Here is a 19,633-nt window from a genome sequence, read left to right on the forward strand (position 1 = left end):
GGAACATGCAGGGGCAAAACGAAGTAGAAAGTCTGTACCGGGAATATTCCGGTGATGTTTACAGGTACCTGCTGTATATGTGCCGTAATCCGCATGTTGCAGAGGATCTCTGTCAGAGTACTTTTCTGAAGGTGATTTCAGGGATTCGGGGGTTTCGGGGAAGCTGCCCGGTAAAAACCTGGATTTTTACCATTGCCAGGCACGAGTATTTTCACTGGCTGCGGGCAAATCCGGCAACAGAGGAACTGCGGGAGGACTGGAAGGAAATGGCGCATGGCGGCGCGGATGTGGCGGAGCAGTATGAGAAGAGAGAACAGGCGGCCAGGGTTTTTTCGTATATAAATGCCCTGGAGGAGCCGCATCGTTCGCTGATGACGCTTCGGCTGGTCAATGAGCTTTCCTTTCGGGAAATCGGTACCGTGCTGCAAAGAACAGAAAACTGGGCGCGTGTGACCTTTATGCGGGACAAATGCAGGCTGATCCGGTATCTTGAGGAAGCGGAAAACGGCCGGCCGGGAAAGGAGTGCTGAAGTATGAAAGAGGTTATTTGTAATATTGTACAGGATTTGCTGCCTAACTATTCGGAGGAACTGACTTCGCCGGAAACATCGGCGGTGATAGAGGAGCATCTGGAAACCTGTAATGAATGCAGGCGGCTTTATGAGGATTACAGGAAAACGGTGGAGGTGGCAAAGCCGGAGGAGGTAAAGGCGAATAAAAGGATTTTGCGCAGGATATGGTTTCAGTCGCTGTGGTATATGTTCTGGCCATGCTTTTATGCGATCGCCCTGATGGGCGGATGGGAGAACGGCGCTTTGATTTTTCTGGCGACCTTAAGCGGCCTGCTTGTAGTGGCGCTATTTCAGTTCCCCGCCTATGATATGTATTTTGATGATGAAAAGAAGGGGGAATATTATAAAAAAGAGGCAGGCTATCTGAAACGGGGCGAAGGAAACTGGCTGGTGAGGAACCTTACATGGCTGCTTCCGGTGATTGTGCCGTTGCTGGTGGGGGTGATACCGAAGCTCATTTCCCTGATTATGGGATAAAGCGGCAGAGGGGAATACACCAGATGTAAATGCGCCGGGTGAAAAACATGGGGCAGACAGGAGCTGGACAGGGGGCGGCACATCTTCGTGCCGTCCCCTGTCTGTTCGGCTATGGGGAGACGTTACTTTTCCGCATTTCTTGGCTGCGCGGGAAATGTAAACGTGAATCGGGTGCCTTCTCCGGGACTGCTTTCCACGGAAATTGTGCCCTTGTGAGCCTGCGTGATCCATTTGACCATGGGAAGCCCCAGGCCGGAACCCTGCCGTTCCCCGGAGCTTCTAGCGGAATCTACCTGATAAAAACGGTTCCATATTTTATCCAGCTTATCCTTTTCAATGCCGATTCCGTCATCGGCAACAGAGCCGGTAATGTATCCGCTGCCGGAGGAAAGGGTAATGAGCGTATGGCCGTTCTGCCGTCCATAGGTGATGCTATTGGAAATCAGATTGATAAAAAGGCGCATCATCATGGTTTCATCTCCGCAAAACAGGATATCGGGCTGGATATCGGTTTCCAGCGTGATGTTTCTTGCAGCAGCAAGGCTGCGCTGTTCTTCTGTTATGATTTCGGCCAGCTCGCTCAGGTTCAGGATTTCGGGATGGAGCTGCTGCTTTCCGCTGTCTGCGCGGGCCAGGGTGAGGAGCTGGGAAATCAGGTTGGACATTTTGCGGGCCTGGTTCGTTATGGCGCGGATGCAGCCTCTGGTTTCCTCCGGGGTGGTATCTTCCCGGGAGGCATATTCGCATTGGGAGAGGATGACGGCTACGGGGGTGCGGAGCTCGTGGGAGACATCCGAGGTAAACTGTTTTTCATTTTCAAAGGAGGCCTGGAGCTTATCCATCATACGGTCGAAGGTATGGGCCATTTTGTGGACCTCATCCTTTCCTTCCCCTACCCTTATCCTTCGGGAGAGGTCGTTCCCTTCGCTGATCTGCCGGGCAGTCTCAGTCATGTCGGCCAGGGGGGCAAGGGTTTTGCGGATGATCAGGTAGCCGCCCGCCGCGATGCAGAGAACGAAAAACGGCAGGAAAATAAGCGCCAGCCGCACCAGGATATGGAGGGCGGCATCCGTCTGTGTCTGGGAGGCGATGCCGCGTACCCACAGATTGCCGTAGCCGTCAATTTTCTGGCAGTAATCGTAGACATACCAGAGATTCTGGCCGGAGGTCACCTGCTGGATTTCATCCATGATAAGCATGGGGGCGCCGTGGAATAAAGAAGGCGTTCGGCCATACAGCAGAGCGCCCTGCGCGCTGTAAACGGAAATATAGATGCCTTCTCCCAGAAAATTGATATCCTTGTCAAATTCAAGGACGCCGTCCTCATATTCTATTTCATGAAAGCTTCTGGTTACCGTATCCTTCAGCCGCAGCTGGGCATTGGAAAGCACCTGGCTGCTGCTGATAGAAAAAAGAAGCCAGAGTATGACGATTATGAGGATGGTCATAAAGACGGTATACCAGAGTGTGATTTTAAGCTTTATGGATAAATTTTTCATCGTATCCCTTTCGCTGGCGGCTTCGTTTTAAGCTTCCTTCAGTACGTAGCCCACGCCCCGGACCGTATGGATGAGCTTGGGGGAGAAGCCGTCGTCTATTTTTTTGCGCAGATAGCGGATGTAGACATCCACTACGTTGGAGCCGCCTTCGTAATCGTAATTCCATATATGCTGTTCTATTTTTTCACGGGTCAGGACAATGCCCTGATTGCAGATCAGATATTCAAGGATGGAGAATTCCTTGGAGGATAGGGTGATCTGCACGTTGCCGCGGGCCGCGGTCCTGGCATCACAGTCCACAACAAGGTCGGCAATCCGGTAGCAGTTGTCCGGTCGGCCGCCTTCACGGCGCAGCATGGCACGGATGCGCGCCAGCAGCTCTTCGAAGGCAAAGGGCTTTACCAGGTAATCATCCGCGCCGCCATCCAGTCCGGCTACACGGTCGGGCACGCTGTCCAGCGCGGTCAGCAGGAGCACGGGTGTTTTATTTCCTGCGCTTCGCAGCTTCTTCAGCACTTCCAGCCCGTTTATCCCGGGCATCATGATATCCAGAATTATGGCGTCGTATTCAGCCATGGCCAGGCAGTCAAGGGCTTCCCGGCCGTTTTGGCAGGAATCCACAGAGTAGTGGTTTTTAATCAGAGTTTTTGTGATGACATCGTTCAGATCCTTTTCGTCTTCTGCAACCAGTAAGCGCATGGGAGCCTCCTTTTTTTTATTAATGGTGTCAGATGTATATGCTTATTTTAATTATGCATGGGAATAATGAAAGTAATATTAAAAAGGGCCGGTTAAAAATATTTTGCAGCAGCAGGTTTCTGTCTGAAGTATATCATTTTTGGCAGTAACTGTGAAGGAATGGAAAAGTTACGGAAATATGGTTATAGTTGTAACAGTTCAGGCTGATTTGCGCATTTACTGCGCAAACCGTGCGAAAACGTGGTGACAGCAGTATCCGCCCCTCGCCGAAGGCGACTTATAATGGGCGGATGCAGTAACAGTTCAGCCGAAGGCTGAACTATTACTTATAGTTTTGCCTGGAAAAAGAAAGGGTTGACAAATATAACTGTAATTAATATAATTACAGTATAACAGGTTAACCGGTACAGCAAACGGAGGAAATGCATGAAGAAAAGAATGAAAAAAAGGCTGGCGGGTATTATAACAGCAGGTGTGATTGCGGGGACGCTTACTGCATGCGCAGCTGCCGGGAAGCAGAGCGGAACGGTGGAAACGCAGCAATTGGCGGAGGGCGTGCAGGCAGAACAGGGTATGGAGGCGGAACAGGGCATGGAAGCAGGACAGGGCATGGAAGCAGGACAGGGCGCGCTGCCGGGTGAGAGTGGGCAGACAGAACAGGAGGATACAATGCGGGCGGAATATCATAAAATATCAGCAGAGGATGCAAAGAAGAGGATGGATTCGGGAGATGATATTATCATCCTGGATGTGAGGACACAGGCAGAATACGATGAAAGCCATATCCCGGGGGCTATCCTGATTCCCAATGAAACCATCGGAAACGGTAAGCCGGAGCAGCTGCCGGATACAGATAAGGAGATCCTGGTATACTGCAGGAGCGGCAACCGCAGCGCCCAGGCGGCGAAAAAGCTGGTGGAGGCAGGATATACGCAGATTTATGATTTTGGAGGAATTATGGACTGGCCTTATGATACTGTGAGCGGAGAAGAATAGGGCGGGCATAAAAGAATGACTGGTATTATGGAAAACGGCGGCTGTCCATGCGGGCAGCCGCTGTTTGACGTTCTTGTTTCATCAGTTCTGGCTGATCAGGATTTCGGCTATTTCCAGATCGTTTCTTGAGGCATCTTCGGATATCAGGGATATTACTTTTTCGACGTAAGTGCCGTCCAGTTCCAATTCTTCGGATATGGCGGAAATGGTGAGGCCTTTTGAAAACTTCTTTCTTATAAGGGAAACAATCTTTCTTTCCCCTTGGGAGAGCCCTCTTTTCAGCCCTATTTCAATTCCATCATCGACCAGCATCTGTCCCAGTTCAGTCATAAATATCATCTCCTTTACTTTGCCTAAATCCTTTTTGCTTAAGAATTTAAGCGCCAACGTATACATTACGGCCTGCATTTTTTCCAGTTCCGTTTTCGTTACGGCATTTGGGGAGGATTGGAGAAAATGCAGGCTTTTTACGATTCTTTCTCCAATCGTCAGACGTCCGGACATCAGAGGGCTTAAAAGCAGCGGGACCAAATCCTCTTTCTCAAGAGGAACTCCCTGCTTTTCTTTTGCCTCCAGAAGAGCGAATAGCCGATCCGAATTCCGGCCCTTCAGACGGACGGCTTTTATCCGGTAGATGCTGATGCCCTCTGTCAGCTTTGTTATCGGTTTTCTGACCTGAGAAGAGCAGATAACATAGGTGATGACCTGGACTTGATAGGTACGGCTGGTGGTTGCTTCGTATTCCCGGAAGCGTCTGAGATCCTCTGTTGTGATGGAATCACTTTCAAATTCCAGATGGATCCAGGTATTATCTGCCGATACATAGTTGAAATCCTGGTACATCTGCCGCGCCTCAAGCTTTATCAGTTCGGTTGGGGCAACATATTTGGCTTTGCCGGTAATTCCGAGCAGAGGCATCAGTTCCTCGCCAAAATACTGCGCGGCGGTCTTCAGGGCCAGATCCTCATGATGAAGATTCCTGGACTCCGTCTGTGGTTCAGACTTTTTTTGTTCTTGCTGCACACGGCCTCCTTTTCCTGTAAGCCATGTGTAAATGTCTATCTTCCATTCAATTATAACTGAAAATCCGACACCGGACAACCGATTCTTACTTTTTCTTTTGTTTTAAATTTATAGTGAAAATAAAGAATAAAATGAAATGTTGTCCGACTGGACAGATAAATTAATTTGATAAGAGGAAGAAAAGGTGATTTTGGCAGATAGGATTTACACATATTATCCGGCCGCCGGTGTTGGTTAAGTTTATCATAATTTTGTCATAAATGAAAGGGAATAGTTATACTTTTTGTTGACAGCCTAACGAATGTTAGATATAATGCACCTAACAGTTGTTAGAGGAGGGGGAAGGATGGCGGCAGACAGTACAAAGGAACGGATTCTGGATATTTCATTGCAGCTTTTTTCTCAGTATGGCTTCAGCGCTGTATCCATAAGGGATATCTGCGGGCAGGTACATATTAAAGAAAGCTCTGTTTATTATCATTTTACGAATAAGCGGGCTATTTTGGAGGAGCTGGGAAATCGGTTTGAAATGATTGCGGGAGGGCTGATGCAGCGGCTGGACGACGCAGTTGCGCAGCTGCAGGGAGAGGGCGGGAGCGGTATATCCGGCGGCGCGGCAGCGGAGGTATTTTTCCATGACTATCTGATGGATGATTTCTGCAATCGCTATATCAGGCTCCTGCATATGGAGCGCAGCGGCAGCGAGGCTATGAGGCAGGCATATGATAAATGGATTTTCGAAGAACCGCTGAGGTTTCAGGAAAGGATATTTAATGCATTAATTGAGAAAAAATGTATTCCGGCGGCGGACGGTGAATATCTGGCGCTGAAATATTACGCGCCGATTTATCTTTTTTTCCAGCGATACCTGTTGGGAGGAGAACTGACGGAAGCTAAGAAAAAGCTTTTCCTTGAAAAGGCAGAGGAACATATCACGGAATTTTTCAAAGAAATGGGAGGCGTCTGAATGGCAAACATAATTTTGACAGGGGGAAATCAGGGAATTGGGTATTTTATGGCGGAGAAATTCCTTCAAAACGGGGACTGCGTTGCAGTGCTGGATCTGGAAAATGACAATCTGAGGGAATTGAAAAAGGAGTATCCCGGCAGGCTGCTTGACTGTATCTGTGATATGAGGGACGCAGGCGGCGTTGTCGAAACGGTGAACCGGATCGTAGCTTCCTTTCAGACCATCGATATTGCGATCCATAATGCCTGCCGGTGTACCTTTGATTCCATGGCCGACACGGCTGATGAGGTTTATCAGGAAGTGTTTGACGTGAACTATTTTGGCGCGCTGCGGCTGTCCCGGGCAGTGCTTCCTTACATGAGGGCACAGCACTGCGGAAGGGTGGTATTTACAAGCTCAGGCGTAGGGGTGATGGGGTTTGCGAATATCAGTCCCTATGCATCCAGCAAAGGCGCAGTGGAGGCGCTGGCTAAGTGTCTGAGCCTGGAATATGAAAAAGAGGGGATAACCTTCCATATTCTCCATCCGCCGCTTACGCGGACGAAATCCTCGGCTCCGTTCCCTTTTCCTGCGGAATATAAGGCGGATCCTAGAACCGTGGGATATGGGCTGGCGGAGAATATCAATGGAAAAGGCTTTGTTATCTGCCACAGCTTTCTTCAAAAGGTGCAGATGGAGCTGTGTTATCTTTTCTCATTGAGGATGGGCAGGTTTATGAGTGGAAAAATGGCGGCGCTTTCCGGGAGGGAAGGCAATATTTGAAATACATATAAAAAATCCGGCAGGCCTGATGGGCCGCCGGATTTTTTTATATATGGAGTAAATAAGTTTACATCTAAAGGCCGGATTCGGGGCCGGACACTTAAGATGCGGATAAGCAAAATCCAGGAAATGGAAGACAATGAAAGCTGTTCCTTATGCTAGAATGATATCGCAAAAAAGAACAAATATAGCCTGGGATAGCGAAGATGCACAGAATGTGCCAAAGTGCCGATTTCATCACTAAAAAATCTACCTGTATCTTCTTGAAAGATTCCTATTATTAATAAATGTATTTAGTTATATTGATTATAAACATATTTTTACGATAGGAGGATTTATATGAAATTTGGCGTTGCTGTGGATGTAAACAGAACTGATATCGTTAAACTGTCCGACGTGATTTTATGATATTATCGGATGCCTGTGATTATACACTTTTCTTTGATGCATTGAAGAAAGGGGAATATGATGGGCCAATTGTGCTTGAGGGCAGTGCGGATGATTTTGAAGAAGGAGTTCGTGCGACCATGGAGGTTTTAAGAAAGTATTTGGATTGACATCAATAATAAAAAGGAGGGAAAGTATGCTGGATCTTGATATAGAACAGTTTTGGAGAGACGAAGAACATGCACATGAGGAAAACTGTTTTTCTAAAAATGCGGCGCAAGTAGCTTTGGGAATCCGCATGAGCGGAGAGTGTGTATTTGCGGAATTGGGAGAACCGGGGGATCAGTGGGGATATATCCCACCGGAAAGAAGATATGAACTGAACTGCAGATATAATGAGAAAGCAGTTAAGATTGTGGGAAGGCCTATGCTTCCGGAAATCAAGCCATCTCCGGAATCTGAAAAACCGAATGTGACAATACCGGAATACAGACAGATTGGTGAAGTGTTTGGCGGCAAATATATATTTGAGGGGGGGACTCTTTGGCTGAATGGTACTCTAAAAGGGGAAGAGGCCCTGGCTAAAAAGCTGGATGAAGTAGAAAACATGTTAAAGGATCCGGAAAAGTTTCGTTCCTTTGTCCTTCCTGCCGACTGGGACCAGCGGTGCAGGGCTGTGTATGAGCTGTATGGTAAACGACCGCAGCAGTATGTGCATGTACGCGGGCCGGTTACTCTGGCCACTTCCGTATTTGGTACGGAGGAATTACTTTATCTGTATTACGATGAACCCGAGTTATTTACCAGGTTTGCGGATGTAATTGGGGATGTGATACTTGCATATATCGAGTTGTTCATTCATGAGTCTGGCCGCAGTGATGATAATTTTGAACATGGTTTTTCATTTGCAGATGATAATTCATATTTGATGACACCGGAAATGTATAAAAAATTCGGATATCCGATTCTAAAAAAGGTTTTTGCAAAAACATCCCCAAATATTGAAGATGAGAGGTATCAGCATTCAGATTCGGCAATGGGGCATCTGATTCCATTGCTCGCTGATTTTAAATTAACCGGATGCAATTTCGGCCCAACTGTCACAGTACAGGAGATTCGCCGTCATATGCCGAATACCCGGATAGATGGTCAGCTGGCGCCGTTCACATTTATGCGTAACAATCAGGATAAGATTATCGAAGAGGTTCGCCGTGACTGCGAGGCTGCGAAAGAAAATGATGCCAGAGGACTGAATTTCGCAACCGCAGGTTCCATTAATAATGGTTCTTTGCTGACAAGTCTTCGTACGGTGATGGCGGCAATACAGAACTATGGAAGGTATTGAGTGAGGAAAAGCACAGAGTTTAATACAGCATGATCGTATGGAAGCTATTGGAAGAACAGGGAGGGTGTTATGGAAACAATATTTAAAGACAAAACTGGAAAACCAGTTTATGTGTTGGGGCTTCAGGCGCACAATTCCAGCAATGGCTGCTGGGAAATGATTGATCGGAGTATTTCTGCGGTAAAGCAGTATCATGGAAATACCTTGGAGGTACCTGTTTACTGGTATCAGATTGAACCGGAAGAGGGGCGCTTTGATCTGAACATGGTGAGGACACTGATAAAAAAAGTGCGGGAGAATGAATTGTATCTTATTATACTTTGGTTTGGTTTCAGTAAGAATGCAGACCTGACTTATATGCCGGAATGGGCAAAAAAGGATACTGCCCGTTTTCGGCTTGCAGTAGGGCCGGACGGCGGCGTGGTCCCGATGATGTCAGTACATTGTGAAGAGACTATTGAGGCAGATAAAAGAGCGTTTATGGAATTGATTAGCTGTATCAAAGCAGAGGATGAAGCAGAGAGAACCGTTTTGGCGGTACAGGTGGAAAATGAGGTTGGGTATTATCCCATTGACCGTTGTTATTCTAAAAAAGCGCAGGAGGATTTCGATAAAGGAGTTCCTGAAGAATTGAACGGAGTAGAATTGGAAGGTTCAGATGCTTCCCAAAACGGCAACTCATGGTATGACCGCTTCGGACGTTATGCTCATGAGGCATTTTCTTCCTGGTATTTTGCAAAAGCAATTGAGAAAATCGCGTCTGCAGGCAAAGCGCTTTACCCTGCGCTTCCGCTTTGCATGAATACCATTGTGGGCGAGGTACGTCAGCAAATCGGCGGACAAAGCTATTCGTCCGGAGCACCTGTGGGAAGAGTGCTTGAAATCTGGCAGAAAGGCGCTCCCAGTATCGCGGCCTTTGGCGCTGATATTTATCAGGAACATAAGAGTGGTTACCTTGCCACCTGCGAATCCCACGCAAGGCTTGGAAATCCATTGTTCATTCCGGAAACCGGAACAGGGGGGGAAGGCTTTGCGATTAATCATATTCATGCTGCGGCAGATTACAATGCAATCGGAATCTGTGGATTTGGGGCGGAAAGTACGCTGGATGGAAATGGACGGCTGACAGAGGCTTCCCAAAAGGTAGCTGATACTATGGAAATTATCAGATCCATGTCACCCATGCTTCAAAAATACGGAGGTACAGAAAAAATTTTCTGTGTGACCCAGGAAGAGTTTCAGAAACTGGCTTATGTAAAGAGAAAACTTTATCATATCACCTTTTACTTTACCACACTTAATGAAAAGGGCAGGCCGCTTGGAAAAAACCTGAGGGTATGTGGGAAGCTGGCCGAAAATCCGGATGCTTTTAATCAAAGAGGAAGGGCTGTTATTTATGAAGCATCTCCAAGTGAATACTATATAGCCGGCGTGGGATTTACTGCCCGTTTTTTGAAAAGAACCGATCCTGAGGATCCTTTCCCGGGAAGAACCCTTTACAGCCGTGCTGCAACAGAATTATCGGCTTTGACAATTGAAGAAGGACATTTTACCCGTGATGGGGAATGGGTATGTGAATTTGTAAGGCGAGGCGATGAAATTGACTGCGGTGCCTTTGTCTATCCGGGAATTGTTTTAAGAGTAAAACTGAATCCTGATGCTGCTACATATGTGGAATGGTGAGAAGGAGATATTATTATGGAAAGACAATGTTGTTTGAAATCCCGCCCGGTATTAAATCCGCTTCCCAGGCAAGTGAGAGGTGTGGAAAGCCCTGTTATCCTGCTGAATGGAGAGGGATGGAAACTTAAAAAAGGTGTGGATGAAAATGAAATCATATCAGGTGATTATACAGGAGGGTGGGAATCGGTATCTGTCCCGGTACAGCCGGCGCTGCATCAGATACAAGGAAGGTATGCTTACTCCCGCTGTATCACGATTCCTGACGATTGGAAGGGACAGAGGATTTTTATACGTTTTGACGGAGCTAACGGACTTGCCGAAGTATATTTAAATGGCCATTTTATAAAAAAACATTACGGCGGTTTTGTCAGCTGGGACTGTGAGATTACCGAATATGCAAAAGCAGGGGAAACCTGCCGGCTCAGCGTGATTATGGAAGATAAAGCCGGAGAAATCAGCATATTTAATTATGGCGGCCTGATCAGGGATGTTACCATATATGCAGTGCCTGAGGTACATTTAACCAGAATGCATTGTGATACGGTATTTGACCGGAGCTTTACAGATGCAGCGCTTACAGTACACTTATCTTTTGCAGGGGCTCCTGATGAAGTGCGACTGCAGCTGGAAAAGGCGGATGGAAGCCGCATTCAGCTGGGAACTATAAAAACGGAAACGGATAAGGAAATAGATTTCTCCGTATGGGTAAAGCATCCTGAAAAATGGGATTGTGAACATCCCAATTTATATATCCTTATTGCGGAACTGATTTATGCTGGACATGTGACAGAAACTGTAACTAAAAAAATCGGATTCAGACAGATTGAAAAAAAGGGAAAAGAGGTTTATGTAAACGGGGATCGTATTAAGCTCCACGGGGTAAACAGGCATGATACTTATCCGCTGACAGATCGGGTTGTAACGCATGAATTGGTGGAACAGGATGTGAAACTGTTTAAGGAAGCAAATGTGAATTTCATACGAACCAGCCATTATCCTCCCAGGCCTGATTTCCTTGATTTTTGTGATGAATATGGCATTTATGTAGAGGATGAAGCTTCTATTTGCTTTCTGGGGTATGCATGCAGACAGCTCCAGAATGATCCCGAATATAAGGAACTATTTCTGCAGTGTTTTACAGAAATGATTGAACGGGATTATTCACATCCCTGTATTTTATTATGGTCCCTGGCAAATGAATGTGTTTGGGGAGATAATTTTACCCAGTTAATTCGATATGCGCATGCGGCCGATACACAGAGGCTGACTATATTCAGTTTCCCGGCAGGACAGTTTGAGGATGATGAGCAGGCTGACGTATGGAGTGCTCATTATGTGGCTTTTGACAGCGATTTTTCAGCAAGGCAGGATGCAATGGGACGAACTGTATGCATGCCTGCAGATGTTCCGGTCATACATGATGAAAGCATACACGTTCCTGCGATGGAATCCCAGGATTTGGGAAGAGAAGCTGGTATACGTGATTTTTGGGGAGAGCGCCTGGATCTTTTTTGGAAAAAGATCTGGGATACGGATGGTGCACTGGGAGCAGCAATTTGGGCAGGGGTTGACGATACTAAAAAGTCAGAGGATTCATTGACTGGTCCGGCCTGGGGGATCATTGATGGCTGGAGGAGAAAAAAACCGGAATTCTGGCATGTAAGAAAGGCTTATTCTCCTATATTACTTGAAGAAAAGGCGGCAGAATGCGGAGGAAAAGTTTCTGTTGCAGTCAGAAACCGTTTTTTACATAGCAATCTGAACGAGATCCGGATTGACTGGAAAACAGATAAAGAGAAGGAAAGTATGTTTGGGCCGGATGTGCGGCCGTTTGGGGAAGGCATATTGGTTTTTCCAATTTCTTTTAAAAAAGGAGAAAAACTGGAAGTAACCTTTACGGATAAGCTTGGAAATCTGCTGGATGAGGCGTTATTTGTAATCGGAGGAACAGATTATTTATTGCCCGGTATGAGCGGTAAATGTCCGGAAATTCAGTATGAAGAACAATATATACGTGTGGCGGGCAAGGATTATGAGATTCGTTTTTCAAGGGAAAACGGTATGATTCAGGAAGGTGTATGGAAAAACCAGGTGGTGGTATGCGGAGGGCCGTATCTGCATCTGACGGGGCTGCATCTTGGGAAATGGTCTCTTGCGTCCATGCAGGTGAATGAGGAATCAGGTTGTGTACATATTATTCTGGACGGAGCATATGACCAGGTTCAGGTCCGTTTTGATATACGGCTGGATGCGGAAGGCTTAATGAAGACGGAGTATGAGTTTGTGGATATGCCGTACAGCAGTCCCAGAAGAGTGGCGCAGACAGGAAGTATCTGTGGACAAAGCGGGGGCTATGATGAGGTGGGAATTTCCTATCTGGTACCGAAAGAATCGGAAACTTTATCGTGGAAACGGAAAGGATACTGGAGTGTTTATCCGGAATGGCATATCGGCCGTCTTGAAGGAAGAACATCAAAACATTACCCTGGCGGAATTAACAAGCAAATAGCGGTTCCCGACAGAGAATGGAGATTTGATGAAAAAGATACTTCTGTTTATGGCAAGTATGATATTTGTGACCGAGGAACCCGTGATTTTGCTTCCATGAAATTTCATATATACTATGCTGCTGTCGGCAATGAAAACGGAATGTTTCAGGTATATTCTGACGGAAAAGATTCGGTAAGAATGCAGACACAAATAAAGGCGGAGAATATAATCAGCAGCCGAAATGCAGCAGTGATCTACACGGGGAATTGGCATGAGACAGATATTCATAACCGGGGATTGGATGGAGTGGAAATGGTATCAAAGACTGCAGGAGACAGCTGTGAATTTACCTTCCGGGGAACCGGAATCCAATGGTATTCCAGTCTGGACAGTATCTGCGGAACAGCAAAGGTTTATCTTGACGGAAACCTGGTAAGGGAAAATTTGGAACTTGGATTTCCACAGGGAATGAAGAATCCGCGGTATTATGAAAAATTTTATAGCCGTTGTGTTTATTCGGCTCAGGATCTGGAGAAGGGAAAACATACGCTCCGAATCGAGGTTACAGGGAAAAATTCGAGAGATTCCTTTAACAGCTATGTGAATATTGATCACTTTGTCGTTCTTGAAGATGATGTGCTGGGAGAGAGCAGGCTGATTATCAATAAGGATTACAATTATACACATCTGTCATGGGGAATATATGAGAAAGAGGCAGTATGTGTGGGAACAGGATATAAGGGGAGTGTATGTACCAGAATCGGCGGGCTTCCTGTCTGAATGAAGAATCGGCAAAGGCATCAGTTAAAATCCCGGAAAGGGTCAGAGAAGGAACATATGGGGAAAAGAAAAGGTATATGTTTATTGAGTCTGTGCCTGCTGATGCTTTTTGCAGGAGGCTGCGGCACAATTAAAAATGGAAATGAAAGCAATGATGGAATCCGGGAACAGGAGGAACCGATAGTAATACGCTTTGCATGGTGGGGAGAACAGGCACGCAACGATAAGACCAGAGAAGCCGTTGCCCTTTTTATGGAAAAAAATCCGGATATTCTGGTTCAGACAGTCAGTCTTCCTTTTGAGACCTATTACGAAAATATGGATATTTTTGTAGAAACCGGGTATATGCCTGACGTATGGCAGGGATATGTGGGCGCCAATAATAATCTGCTGCATGCGGGTCTGATAGAACCACTGGAAGTATATGTGGACAGAGGGCTGATTTCTATTGAAGATATTTCAAAGAGTCTTCTGGAAACAGGAATGATAGATGGAAAGCTATACGGAATCTCTTTGGGATGTAATGTAAAATGCATGATGGTTATCCCGGAGTGTTTCAGGAAGGCCAATCTGGAAATACCGGAAGAGGGATATAAATCTTGGGAGGCATTGGAGGCAGATTTAATAAAAATAAAAGAGAACGGAATTGCTCCGGTTGCGGGACATGTTTTTGATCGAGATTTTACCTTTGAGTATTTCTGTCTGCAGAGGGGAGAAACAAAATTTACGGGATCAGGGAAAGCTGAAATCGGTTTTTCAAAGAATACATATGTGGATTATTATCGTATGTGGTTACGTTGGGAAGAAGAAGGCCTGATTCCTCCTTATATTGCTACCTATATGTTGCGGAAACAGCCGGATGCGGAAGAAACGCAGCCGGAATATGTGGTAAGTTTTCTCTATTCCAATCAGTTTGAGCAAAGGTCTGAAAAAAGCAAATATAGATTGGAGCTTTTGCCGCTGCCCGGCATGGAGGATGTCGGTGGTATGGAGATAAGGCCGGGGATGCATATATGTATGTCTTCTATCTCTGAACATAAGGAAGCAGCAGCCAGGTTGATTGATTTCCTGATTAACGATATGGAAGCAAATCAAATTTTGAATGCGGAGAGGGGGATGCCTGCATCTGTTAAGGTGCGGAATGCGCTCCTTCCCGGGTTTAATGAAACCCAGCTGGAAATGGCAAGGTTGATAGAATTTGCAGAACAACACAGTATATCTACAGGACAGATTACGGGAGATGATAACAGGGCATTGGATGCCGGAGTTCAGGGCGGACTGATGGAAGAGTTAGAGCAGCAAATTATGCTCAGGCAGATTGAACCACAGGATGCTTATATTATTTTGTCTGAGAGATTTGGTGGGAAAGGTTGAAATAATGAAGAGGATATACGGTATTTTTTTCCTGATATTTCTGCTTCTGCTGACAGGATGCGAAAACAATGAGAAGGCACAGTATTATATACAGAAAGAAGACGCGGTTGCAGACGGAACAGTAACATTGGAAGTCTTTGCCTGGGAAGATGAAGAGGAGAATCTTAGAATCCTTTCGGAAGCATTTATGAAAGAAAATGCTGATATTTCAATCAATATGAACATTCTTCCTGTCTCAGAGTATTCACAGCAGATGATGGGAATTAAGAAAGGGATGCAGACCGGGGATGTGGTCCTTTTTTCCAATATTTCGGAACCGGTTGTCTGGATTGAGAAGGATGTGCTGCAAGATCTGGCCCCATGGCTTGAAAATACAGAGGAATGCTATGAAACCTGGTATCAGGGGGAGGATGAAAAATACATCTCATATATGCGTCCCTATCGGAAAAGTAAATGGGCGGTTTATTATAATAAAGATTTATTTGATCAAAGAGGAATTCCCTATCCTCAAAGCGGTTGGACCTGGTCAGATTACGCACAGACGGCTGAGAGACTTACCGGGCAGGTAGGATTGAACAGGATTTATGGCTCCCTGAGTTATGCACCGGATAATAAATGGTGGAGAGTGCCGGCCCGTACGGCGGGGGCGAATAACCCGCTGAATGAAAAAGAACTGCAGTTGTTTATGGAAGCGGCCAAGTGGTGTTATGAACTGACCTATGATTTAAAAGCCCAGGTACCCTATAAGGATAGGACAGGAAATTCGGGAATAAGCGGGGAAGAAATCTTTCTGGAAGGGAATACGGGGATGTTTTTTTCCGGTGACTGGTCTGCTGCAATTTTGAATGAACTTATTTTAGAGAAAAAACTGGATATTTCTTATGATATTGCCCCTATGCCCCGTTGGGAGGAGGAACCTTTTTACAGCATATCCGATGCGGCAGTGGTGGCTATGACGGCATCCACTGCGCATAAAGACGAGGCTTATGCATTCATACAGTTTATTGCAGGGGCTGAGGGAGCGGCTCTTCTGGCGCAGCGGGGTTATATTCCGGCGTGGAATTCAGAGGAAATACGTAAATTATATTTAGATTCCATGACACAGCCGGAACATTTGGAGTATTTCTTTGTGGAAGGTGAGGTTAGTAGTGTACCGGCTAATATGGGGTACGCGGAGGCGATAGATATTATGGAGGATGAGATTGCTTTCTATCTGCTTCAGGAACAGGATCTGCAGAAATGTATGGACAATATCAGGGCGGCATTAAAATTCCCGGATACCCAGGAGTGCAATACACAGGAGTGCAATACACAGGAGTGTATGGATGAATAAGAATAAGACAATTACCTATCGGTTTATGCGGTACCTGATATGTATAATCATACTGTCCAATTGTCTGACCTTTTTCTGTCAGTATTTTATTATACAGAACAACATGAAGAACCAGTCCATGGAGATGGGAAAGAACCTGATGGAATCCAATCTGTCGATGATTGAACAATACTTCCGGGATGTGGATAATATCGCCTATTCTCTGATTTACAACAGAGATATTGTTCGATTTTTGAAGAACGATGTTGACAGAGCGGATGATTTGAAGTGGCTGGACGGGGTGGAAAGTCTGTATTTTAATTCACGTTCAGATTTACGCCTCAGTTTTTATAAAGATGGAAAATATAATAATATATATTCGCTGCTGATTAAAAGAGATGTGTCGGATTACCGATATGAAAAATGGTATCAGGAGATGCTCTGGACCGGAAAGGAAAGGATTCTGATTTCAGGGACAGCAACCAAGAATGAGCCTGACTTTATACACTCAATTATATACCGGATTGATGATTTATATGGAAATGATGTGGTGGGATACTTAAAAATCGATATGGATTTGAAGTACCTTAAGGAGATCTTTGTGCATGATTACAGCAGGATTGCCGGGACGTCAATTACTGATGAAGAAGGGAAAATGCTGTTTTGGGATAAGCTGATTATTGAACTGGATGACAGTGTTTACAACAGCCGGGAACATGGAGTGCTGGAAACGGAAGAGTATCTTATTTCCTATGGTACTTCAGAAAATACGGGATGGCATATTTGTATGGCCATGTCAAAAGCAGAGCTGTTTCGTAACCACTATAAACTGATTCCGGTACTGTTTGGACTGCTTCTGGCGATTTTAGCCGCTACTGCACGGATTTCCAACCGCTTTTTAAATATTATTACTGTTAATTTTAAAAGATTATCCGAGGGAATGAAGCTGGTAAAGCAGGGGAAACTGCATGTAACAATAGAGCCTGAAATATCGGATGAAATCAGCCTTCTGATTCAGGAATTTAATGAAATGATGCAGAAGGTCAACAGCCTGATGGAGACTGTGGAGGCAAAGCAGATACTTTTAAAGGAGACTGAAATCAAAGCGCTGCAACAACAGATTAACCCCCATTTTATGCATAATATTATGGAAACTATCATAGGACTGGCCAGTGAGGGAATGGATGAGGAAGTCATTCAGATGAGTGAGTGTATGAGCGATATGCTGCGTTACAATACCAGAATGAATGATGTAACCACACTTCGGGAAGAGATGGAGCAGATTCGCAATTATGTTCAGGTATTGAAGATACGTTTTCAGGATCGGTTTGAAGTTTATTATGATTATGATGAGGAATGTCTGGATTGCATTATAGTGAAATTTATGCTGCAGCCATTGGTGGAAAATTCACTGACTCATGGGCTGTCCGAAACCTGGAAGGATGGAATGCTCCGGATTAGGATTGTAAGGGAAGAAGATTTGATTTCAGTCATGATTTTTGATAATGGTGTTGGATTTTCTGAAGAACGTTTGGAGGAAATGCGCAGACAGCTGGAAATAACAACGGAACGACCGCTGGATTATATCAATCAGTATAAATCCCTTGGAATTATGAATGTTCATTTACGTCTGCGTTTGTATTATGGCGAAAAATACAGTATTGAAATATTCAGTAAACCGGGACGCGGAACCTGTATTTCTATTAAAATACCATATATAAAAGAAAACAACGAGGACAGAGCAGATGTATAAAGTAATGCTGATTGACGATGAGAAGTTTATTCGGAAAAGCCTGCGCAACCGGATCAATTGGGAGCGGCTGGGACTTCATGTGGAAGCGGAAGCGGAAAATGGCGTGGAAGCACTTCAGATGCTTGGTCAGATAAAGCCGGAGATTGTATTTGTGGATATCAGGATGCCTTTGATGGATGGGTTAAGCTTTATACGGGAGGCCAGAAAACAATATTCTAACATCCATTATATTATCACAAGCGCTTATGACGATTTTGAATATGCCAGACAGGCGATCAGTCTGGGAGTGGATGATTATATTATGAAGCCGGTTAAGGTGCCGGAGGTAGAAAGTCTTTTAGAAAAGACTGTCCATAAAATTACGGAGGAAGAAATCAGTAAGCAGCTGAAAGAAAAAATGCTTGCTGAGGGAATGACTGCTGCAACACAGGGGAAAAAGGTGGCTGCCATTGCTTTTTATGTAGAAGAAGCTGACGGAATTGAACTGATTATTCATTCCGGGCTTCAGGAAATACTGAATCAGGAGAAACAGGTAAATATATATCGGCTTCGAGAGTATTCCTGCACGGATTGTTATGTGTATTTGCTGAGCGGCGAGGAACTGGAGGAGCATTGGCTCTTTGAAGCAGCAGCACAGATATGGGCCATGCTGAGGGAAAAAGAAGGAACGGCCGCGTGGTCGGAGATTTTGCCGAAGTCGGAAATAAAGGCGGCGGCAAGAAGATGCATACGGCTTTTAAAAACCAAAATTTTTTATCCCGAAAGAAAAATTCTTACTAAAATCAGTTTTGGAAAAGAAAACGAAAAGGCTGAAGAAGAGCAGCTGAATCAAATACGCCATGTTCTGGGAGGAATTTACAGACAGCTGCCGAATGGAAATTATACGGCGATTCGGGGAGAATTAATGCTGCTTCCTGATTTGATTGTGAGCAGAAATAACAGAATTGTTATGATTGAAAGCTACATAATGGAATTAGTAATGGTATTGGAACGTTTCGCCCAGCAGGAGATGGATGAGCTGGAAACGGATATTATATTTCGCCATGTGAGGGAGAAAGATTATTTACTCCGGTACCGGACAGAAGAGGAACTTAGAGCTTCATTAAAAGAGATGATTCGCTGTGTATGTGAAATCAGGGATAAAGGGGAACGTAAAGAACTGATTACAGACATCAAGGAATATATTCGAAATAATTATTCGGAAAACCTGAGCGCTGCGGATATTTCAGGTGTATTTTTCCTGAATACAAGCTATCTTTCAACCCTGTTTAAAGAAAAAACGGGAATGACCATGACGACTTATATTGAGGCGGTTCGTATGGAAAAAGCAAAACAGCTTCTTCTTAACAGGGAACTTTCAATAACAGAGGTTGCTGCATATACGGGTTATTCTGATCCGAATTATTTCTCAAAGGTTTTCAGAAAATATACAAGTATGTCTCCAAGAAGATATCGGGAGGAAGCAGAAGAAGACAGCGAATAACCATAATAAATTACCCCTGTCTCCTGAA

Annotated in this window: 16 protein-coding genes; 13 read left to right on the plus strand and 3 right to left on the minus strand. The window is 45.1% G+C overall.

Translation table 11 applies throughout. The annotated features are described in order from the left end of the window. The first annotated feature begins 5 nt into the window (after window positions 1-5). Both DXC51_RS21635 and DXC51_RS21640 read left to right on the plus strand, forming a co-directional pair. Window positions 6-530 (plus strand): RNA polymerase sigma factor, encoded by a 525-nt coding sequence (locus tag DXC51_RS21635; protein ID WP_025490545.1) that lies wholly within the window; start codon window positions 6-8, stop codon window positions 528-530. A gap of 3 nt (window positions 531-533) precedes the next feature. After that, the gene (locus tag DXC51_RS21640; protein ID WP_021635507.1) at window positions 534-1,049 is read left to right on the plus strand and encodes a zf-HC2 domain-containing protein; all 516 of its coding nucleotides are present in this window, start codon (window positions 534-536) and stop codon (window positions 1,047-1,049) included. Between the two features lie 122 nt (window positions 1,050-1,171). Here the strand turns inward: DXC51_RS21640 and DXC51_RS21645 are convergent, their stop codons facing one another. Together DXC51_RS21645 and DXC51_RS21650 are read right to left on the minus strand one after the other, a co-directional pair. Further along, the gene (locus tag DXC51_RS21645) at window positions 1,172-2,548 is read right to left on the minus strand and encodes a sensor histidine kinase (RefSeq protein ID WP_021635508.1); all 1,377 of its coding nucleotides are present in this window, start codon (window positions 2,546-2,548) and stop codon (window positions 1,172-1,174) included. A gap of 27 nt (window positions 2,549-2,575) precedes the next feature. After that, window positions 2,576-3,247 carry a response regulator transcription factor gene (locus tag DXC51_RS21650; protein ID WP_117531439.1) on the minus strand — a complete coding sequence of 224 codons (672 nt, stop codon included), beginning with the start codon at window positions 3,245-3,247 and terminating at the stop codon, window positions 2,576-2,578. 426 nt (window positions 3,248-3,673) lie between these two features. Between DXC51_RS21650 and DXC51_RS21655 the strand changes: the two genes are divergently transcribed. Beyond that, the gene (locus DXC51_RS21655) at window positions 3,674-4,243 is read left to right on the plus strand and encodes a rhodanese-like domain-containing protein (protein ID WP_330413867.1); all 570 of its coding nucleotides are present in this window, start codon (window positions 3,674-3,676) and stop codon (window positions 4,241-4,243) included. Between the two features lie 81 nt (window positions 4,244-4,324). On the opposite strand, the gene DXC51_RS21660 is transcribed toward DXC51_RS21655, so the two are convergent. Beyond that, complete coding sequence (locus DXC51_RS21660; RefSeq protein ID WP_117545406.1) at window positions 4,325-5,266, minus strand: hypothetical protein; 942 nt, start codon at window positions 5,264-5,266, stop codon at window positions 4,325-4,327. Window positions 5,267-5,612: 346 nt separating this feature from the next. Between DXC51_RS21660 and DXC51_RS21665 the strand changes: the two genes are divergently transcribed. The 10 genes from DXC51_RS21665 to DXC51_RS21705 all read left to right on the plus strand — a co-directional run bounded on the left by DXC51_RS21665 (window position 5,613) and on the right by DXC51_RS21705 (window position 19,605). Then, complete coding sequence (locus DXC51_RS21665) at window positions 5,613-6,233, plus strand: TetR/AcrR family transcriptional regulator (RefSeq protein WP_181970161.1); 621 nt, start codon at window positions 5,613-5,615, stop codon at window positions 6,231-6,233. Further along, window positions 6,234-6,998 carry an SDR family oxidoreductase gene (locus DXC51_RS21670; protein ID WP_117545408.1) on the plus strand — a complete coding sequence of 255 codons (765 nt, stop codon included), beginning with the start codon at window positions 6,234-6,236 and terminating at the stop codon, window positions 6,996-6,998. It begins immediately after the preceding gene. A 404-nt stretch (window positions 6,999-7,402) separates the two neighbouring features. Next, window positions 7,403-7,555 carry a hypothetical protein gene (locus tag DXC51_RS29645; RefSeq protein WP_181970162.1) on the plus strand — a complete coding sequence of 51 codons (153 nt, stop codon included), beginning with the start codon at window positions 7,403-7,405 and terminating at the stop codon, window positions 7,553-7,555. A 26-nt stretch (window positions 7,556-7,581) separates the two neighbouring features. Further along, window positions 7,582-8,730: a uroporphyrinogen decarboxylase family protein gene (locus DXC51_RS21675; protein WP_117545409.1), complete on the plus strand. Its 1,149-nt coding sequence runs from the start codon at window positions 7,582-7,584 to the stop codon at window positions 8,728-8,730. Between the two features lie 69 nt (window positions 8,731-8,799). After that, a complete protein-coding gene (locus DXC51_RS21680; protein ID WP_117545410.1) occupies window positions 8,800-10,413 on the plus strand; it encodes a DUF5597 domain-containing protein in 1,614 nt (537 codons plus the stop codon). 15 nt (window positions 10,414-10,428) lie between these two features. Next, complete coding sequence (locus tag DXC51_RS21685; protein WP_117545411.1) at window positions 10,429-13,683, plus strand: glycoside hydrolase family 2 protein; 3,255 nt, start codon at window positions 10,429-10,431, stop codon at window positions 13,681-13,683. Window positions 13,684-13,740: 57 nt separating this feature from the next. Next, window positions 13,741-15,057 (plus strand): ABC transporter substrate-binding protein, encoded by a 1,317-nt coding sequence (locus DXC51_RS21690; RefSeq protein ID WP_181970163.1) that lies wholly within the window; start codon window positions 13,741-13,743, stop codon window positions 15,055-15,057. A gap of 4 nt (window positions 15,058-15,061) precedes the next feature. Further along, window positions 15,062-16,390 carry an ABC transporter substrate-binding protein gene (locus DXC51_RS21695; RefSeq protein WP_181970164.1) on the plus strand — a complete coding sequence of 443 codons (1,329 nt, stop codon included), beginning with the start codon at window positions 15,062-15,064 and terminating at the stop codon, window positions 16,388-16,390. Beyond that, complete coding sequence (locus DXC51_RS21700; RefSeq protein WP_117545414.1) at window positions 16,383-18,122, plus strand: sensor histidine kinase; 1,740 nt, start codon at window positions 16,383-16,385, stop codon at window positions 18,120-18,122. Before DXC51_RS21695 ends, DXC51_RS21700 begins: the two co-directional genes overlap by 8 nt. After that, window positions 18,115-19,605, plus strand: coding sequence for a response regulator transcription factor (locus tag DXC51_RS21705; RefSeq protein WP_117545415.1), 1,491 nt, complete (start codon window positions 18,115-18,117; stop codon window positions 19,603-19,605). Before DXC51_RS21700 ends, DXC51_RS21705 begins: the two co-directional genes overlap by 8 nt. The last annotated feature ends 28 nt before the right edge of the window (window positions 19,606-19,633 follow it).

This window comes from Eisenbergiella massiliensis (genome assembly GCF_003435485.1).

Coding starts and splice junctions, on each gene's coding strand:
- DXC51_RS21655 (WP_330413867.1), top strand. CDS start 3,674: ATGAAGAAAAGAATGAAAAAAAGGCTGGCGGGTATTATAACAGCAGGT.
- DXC51_RS21635 (WP_025490545.1), top strand. CDS start 6: ATGCAGGGGCAAAACGAAGTAGAAAGTCTGTACCGGGAATATTCCGGT.
- DXC51_RS29645 (WP_181970162.1), top strand. CDS start 7,403: ATGATATTATCGGATGCCTGTGATTATACACTTTTCTTTGATGCATTG.
- DXC51_RS21700 (WP_117545414.1), top strand. CDS start 16,383: ATGAATAAGAATAAGACAATTACCTATCGGTTTATGCGGTACCTGATA.
- DXC51_RS21680 (WP_117545410.1), top strand. CDS start 8,800: ATGGAAACAATATTTAAAGACAAAACTGGAAAACCAGTTTATGTGTTG.
- DXC51_RS21665 (WP_181970161.1), top strand. CDS start 5,613: ATGGCGGCAGACAGTACAAAGGAACGGATTCTGGATATTTCATTGCAG.
- DXC51_RS21685 (WP_117545411.1), top strand. CDS start 10,429: ATGGAAAGACAATGTTGTTTGAAATCCCGCCCGGTATTAAATCCGCTT.
- DXC51_RS21640 (WP_021635507.1), top strand. CDS start 534: ATGAAAGAGGTTATTTGTAATATTGTACAGGATTTGCTGCCTAACTAT.
- DXC51_RS21695 (WP_181970164.1), top strand. CDS start 15,062: ATGAAGAGGATATACGGTATTTTTTTCCTGATATTTCTGCTTCTGCTG.
- DXC51_RS21670 (WP_117545408.1), top strand. CDS start 6,234: ATGGCAAACATAATTTTGACAGGGGGAAATCAGGGAATTGGGTATTTT.
- DXC51_RS21675 (WP_117545409.1), top strand. CDS start 7,582: ATGCTGGATCTTGATATAGAACAGTTTTGGAGAGACGAAGAACATGCA.
- DXC51_RS21705 (WP_117545415.1), top strand. CDS start 18,115: ATGTATAAAGTAATGCTGATTGACGATGAGAAGTTTATTCGGAAAAGC.
- DXC51_RS21690 (WP_181970163.1), top strand. CDS start 13,741: ATGGGGAAAAGAAAAGGTATATGTTTATTGAGTCTGTGCCTGCTGATG.
- DXC51_RS21645 (WP_021635508.1), bottom strand. CDS start 2,548: ATGAAAAATTTATCCATAAAGCTTAAAATCACACTCTGGTATACCGTC.
- DXC51_RS21650 (WP_117531439.1), bottom strand. CDS start 3,247: ATGCGCTTACTGGTTGCAGAAGACGAAAAGGATCTGAACGATGTCATC.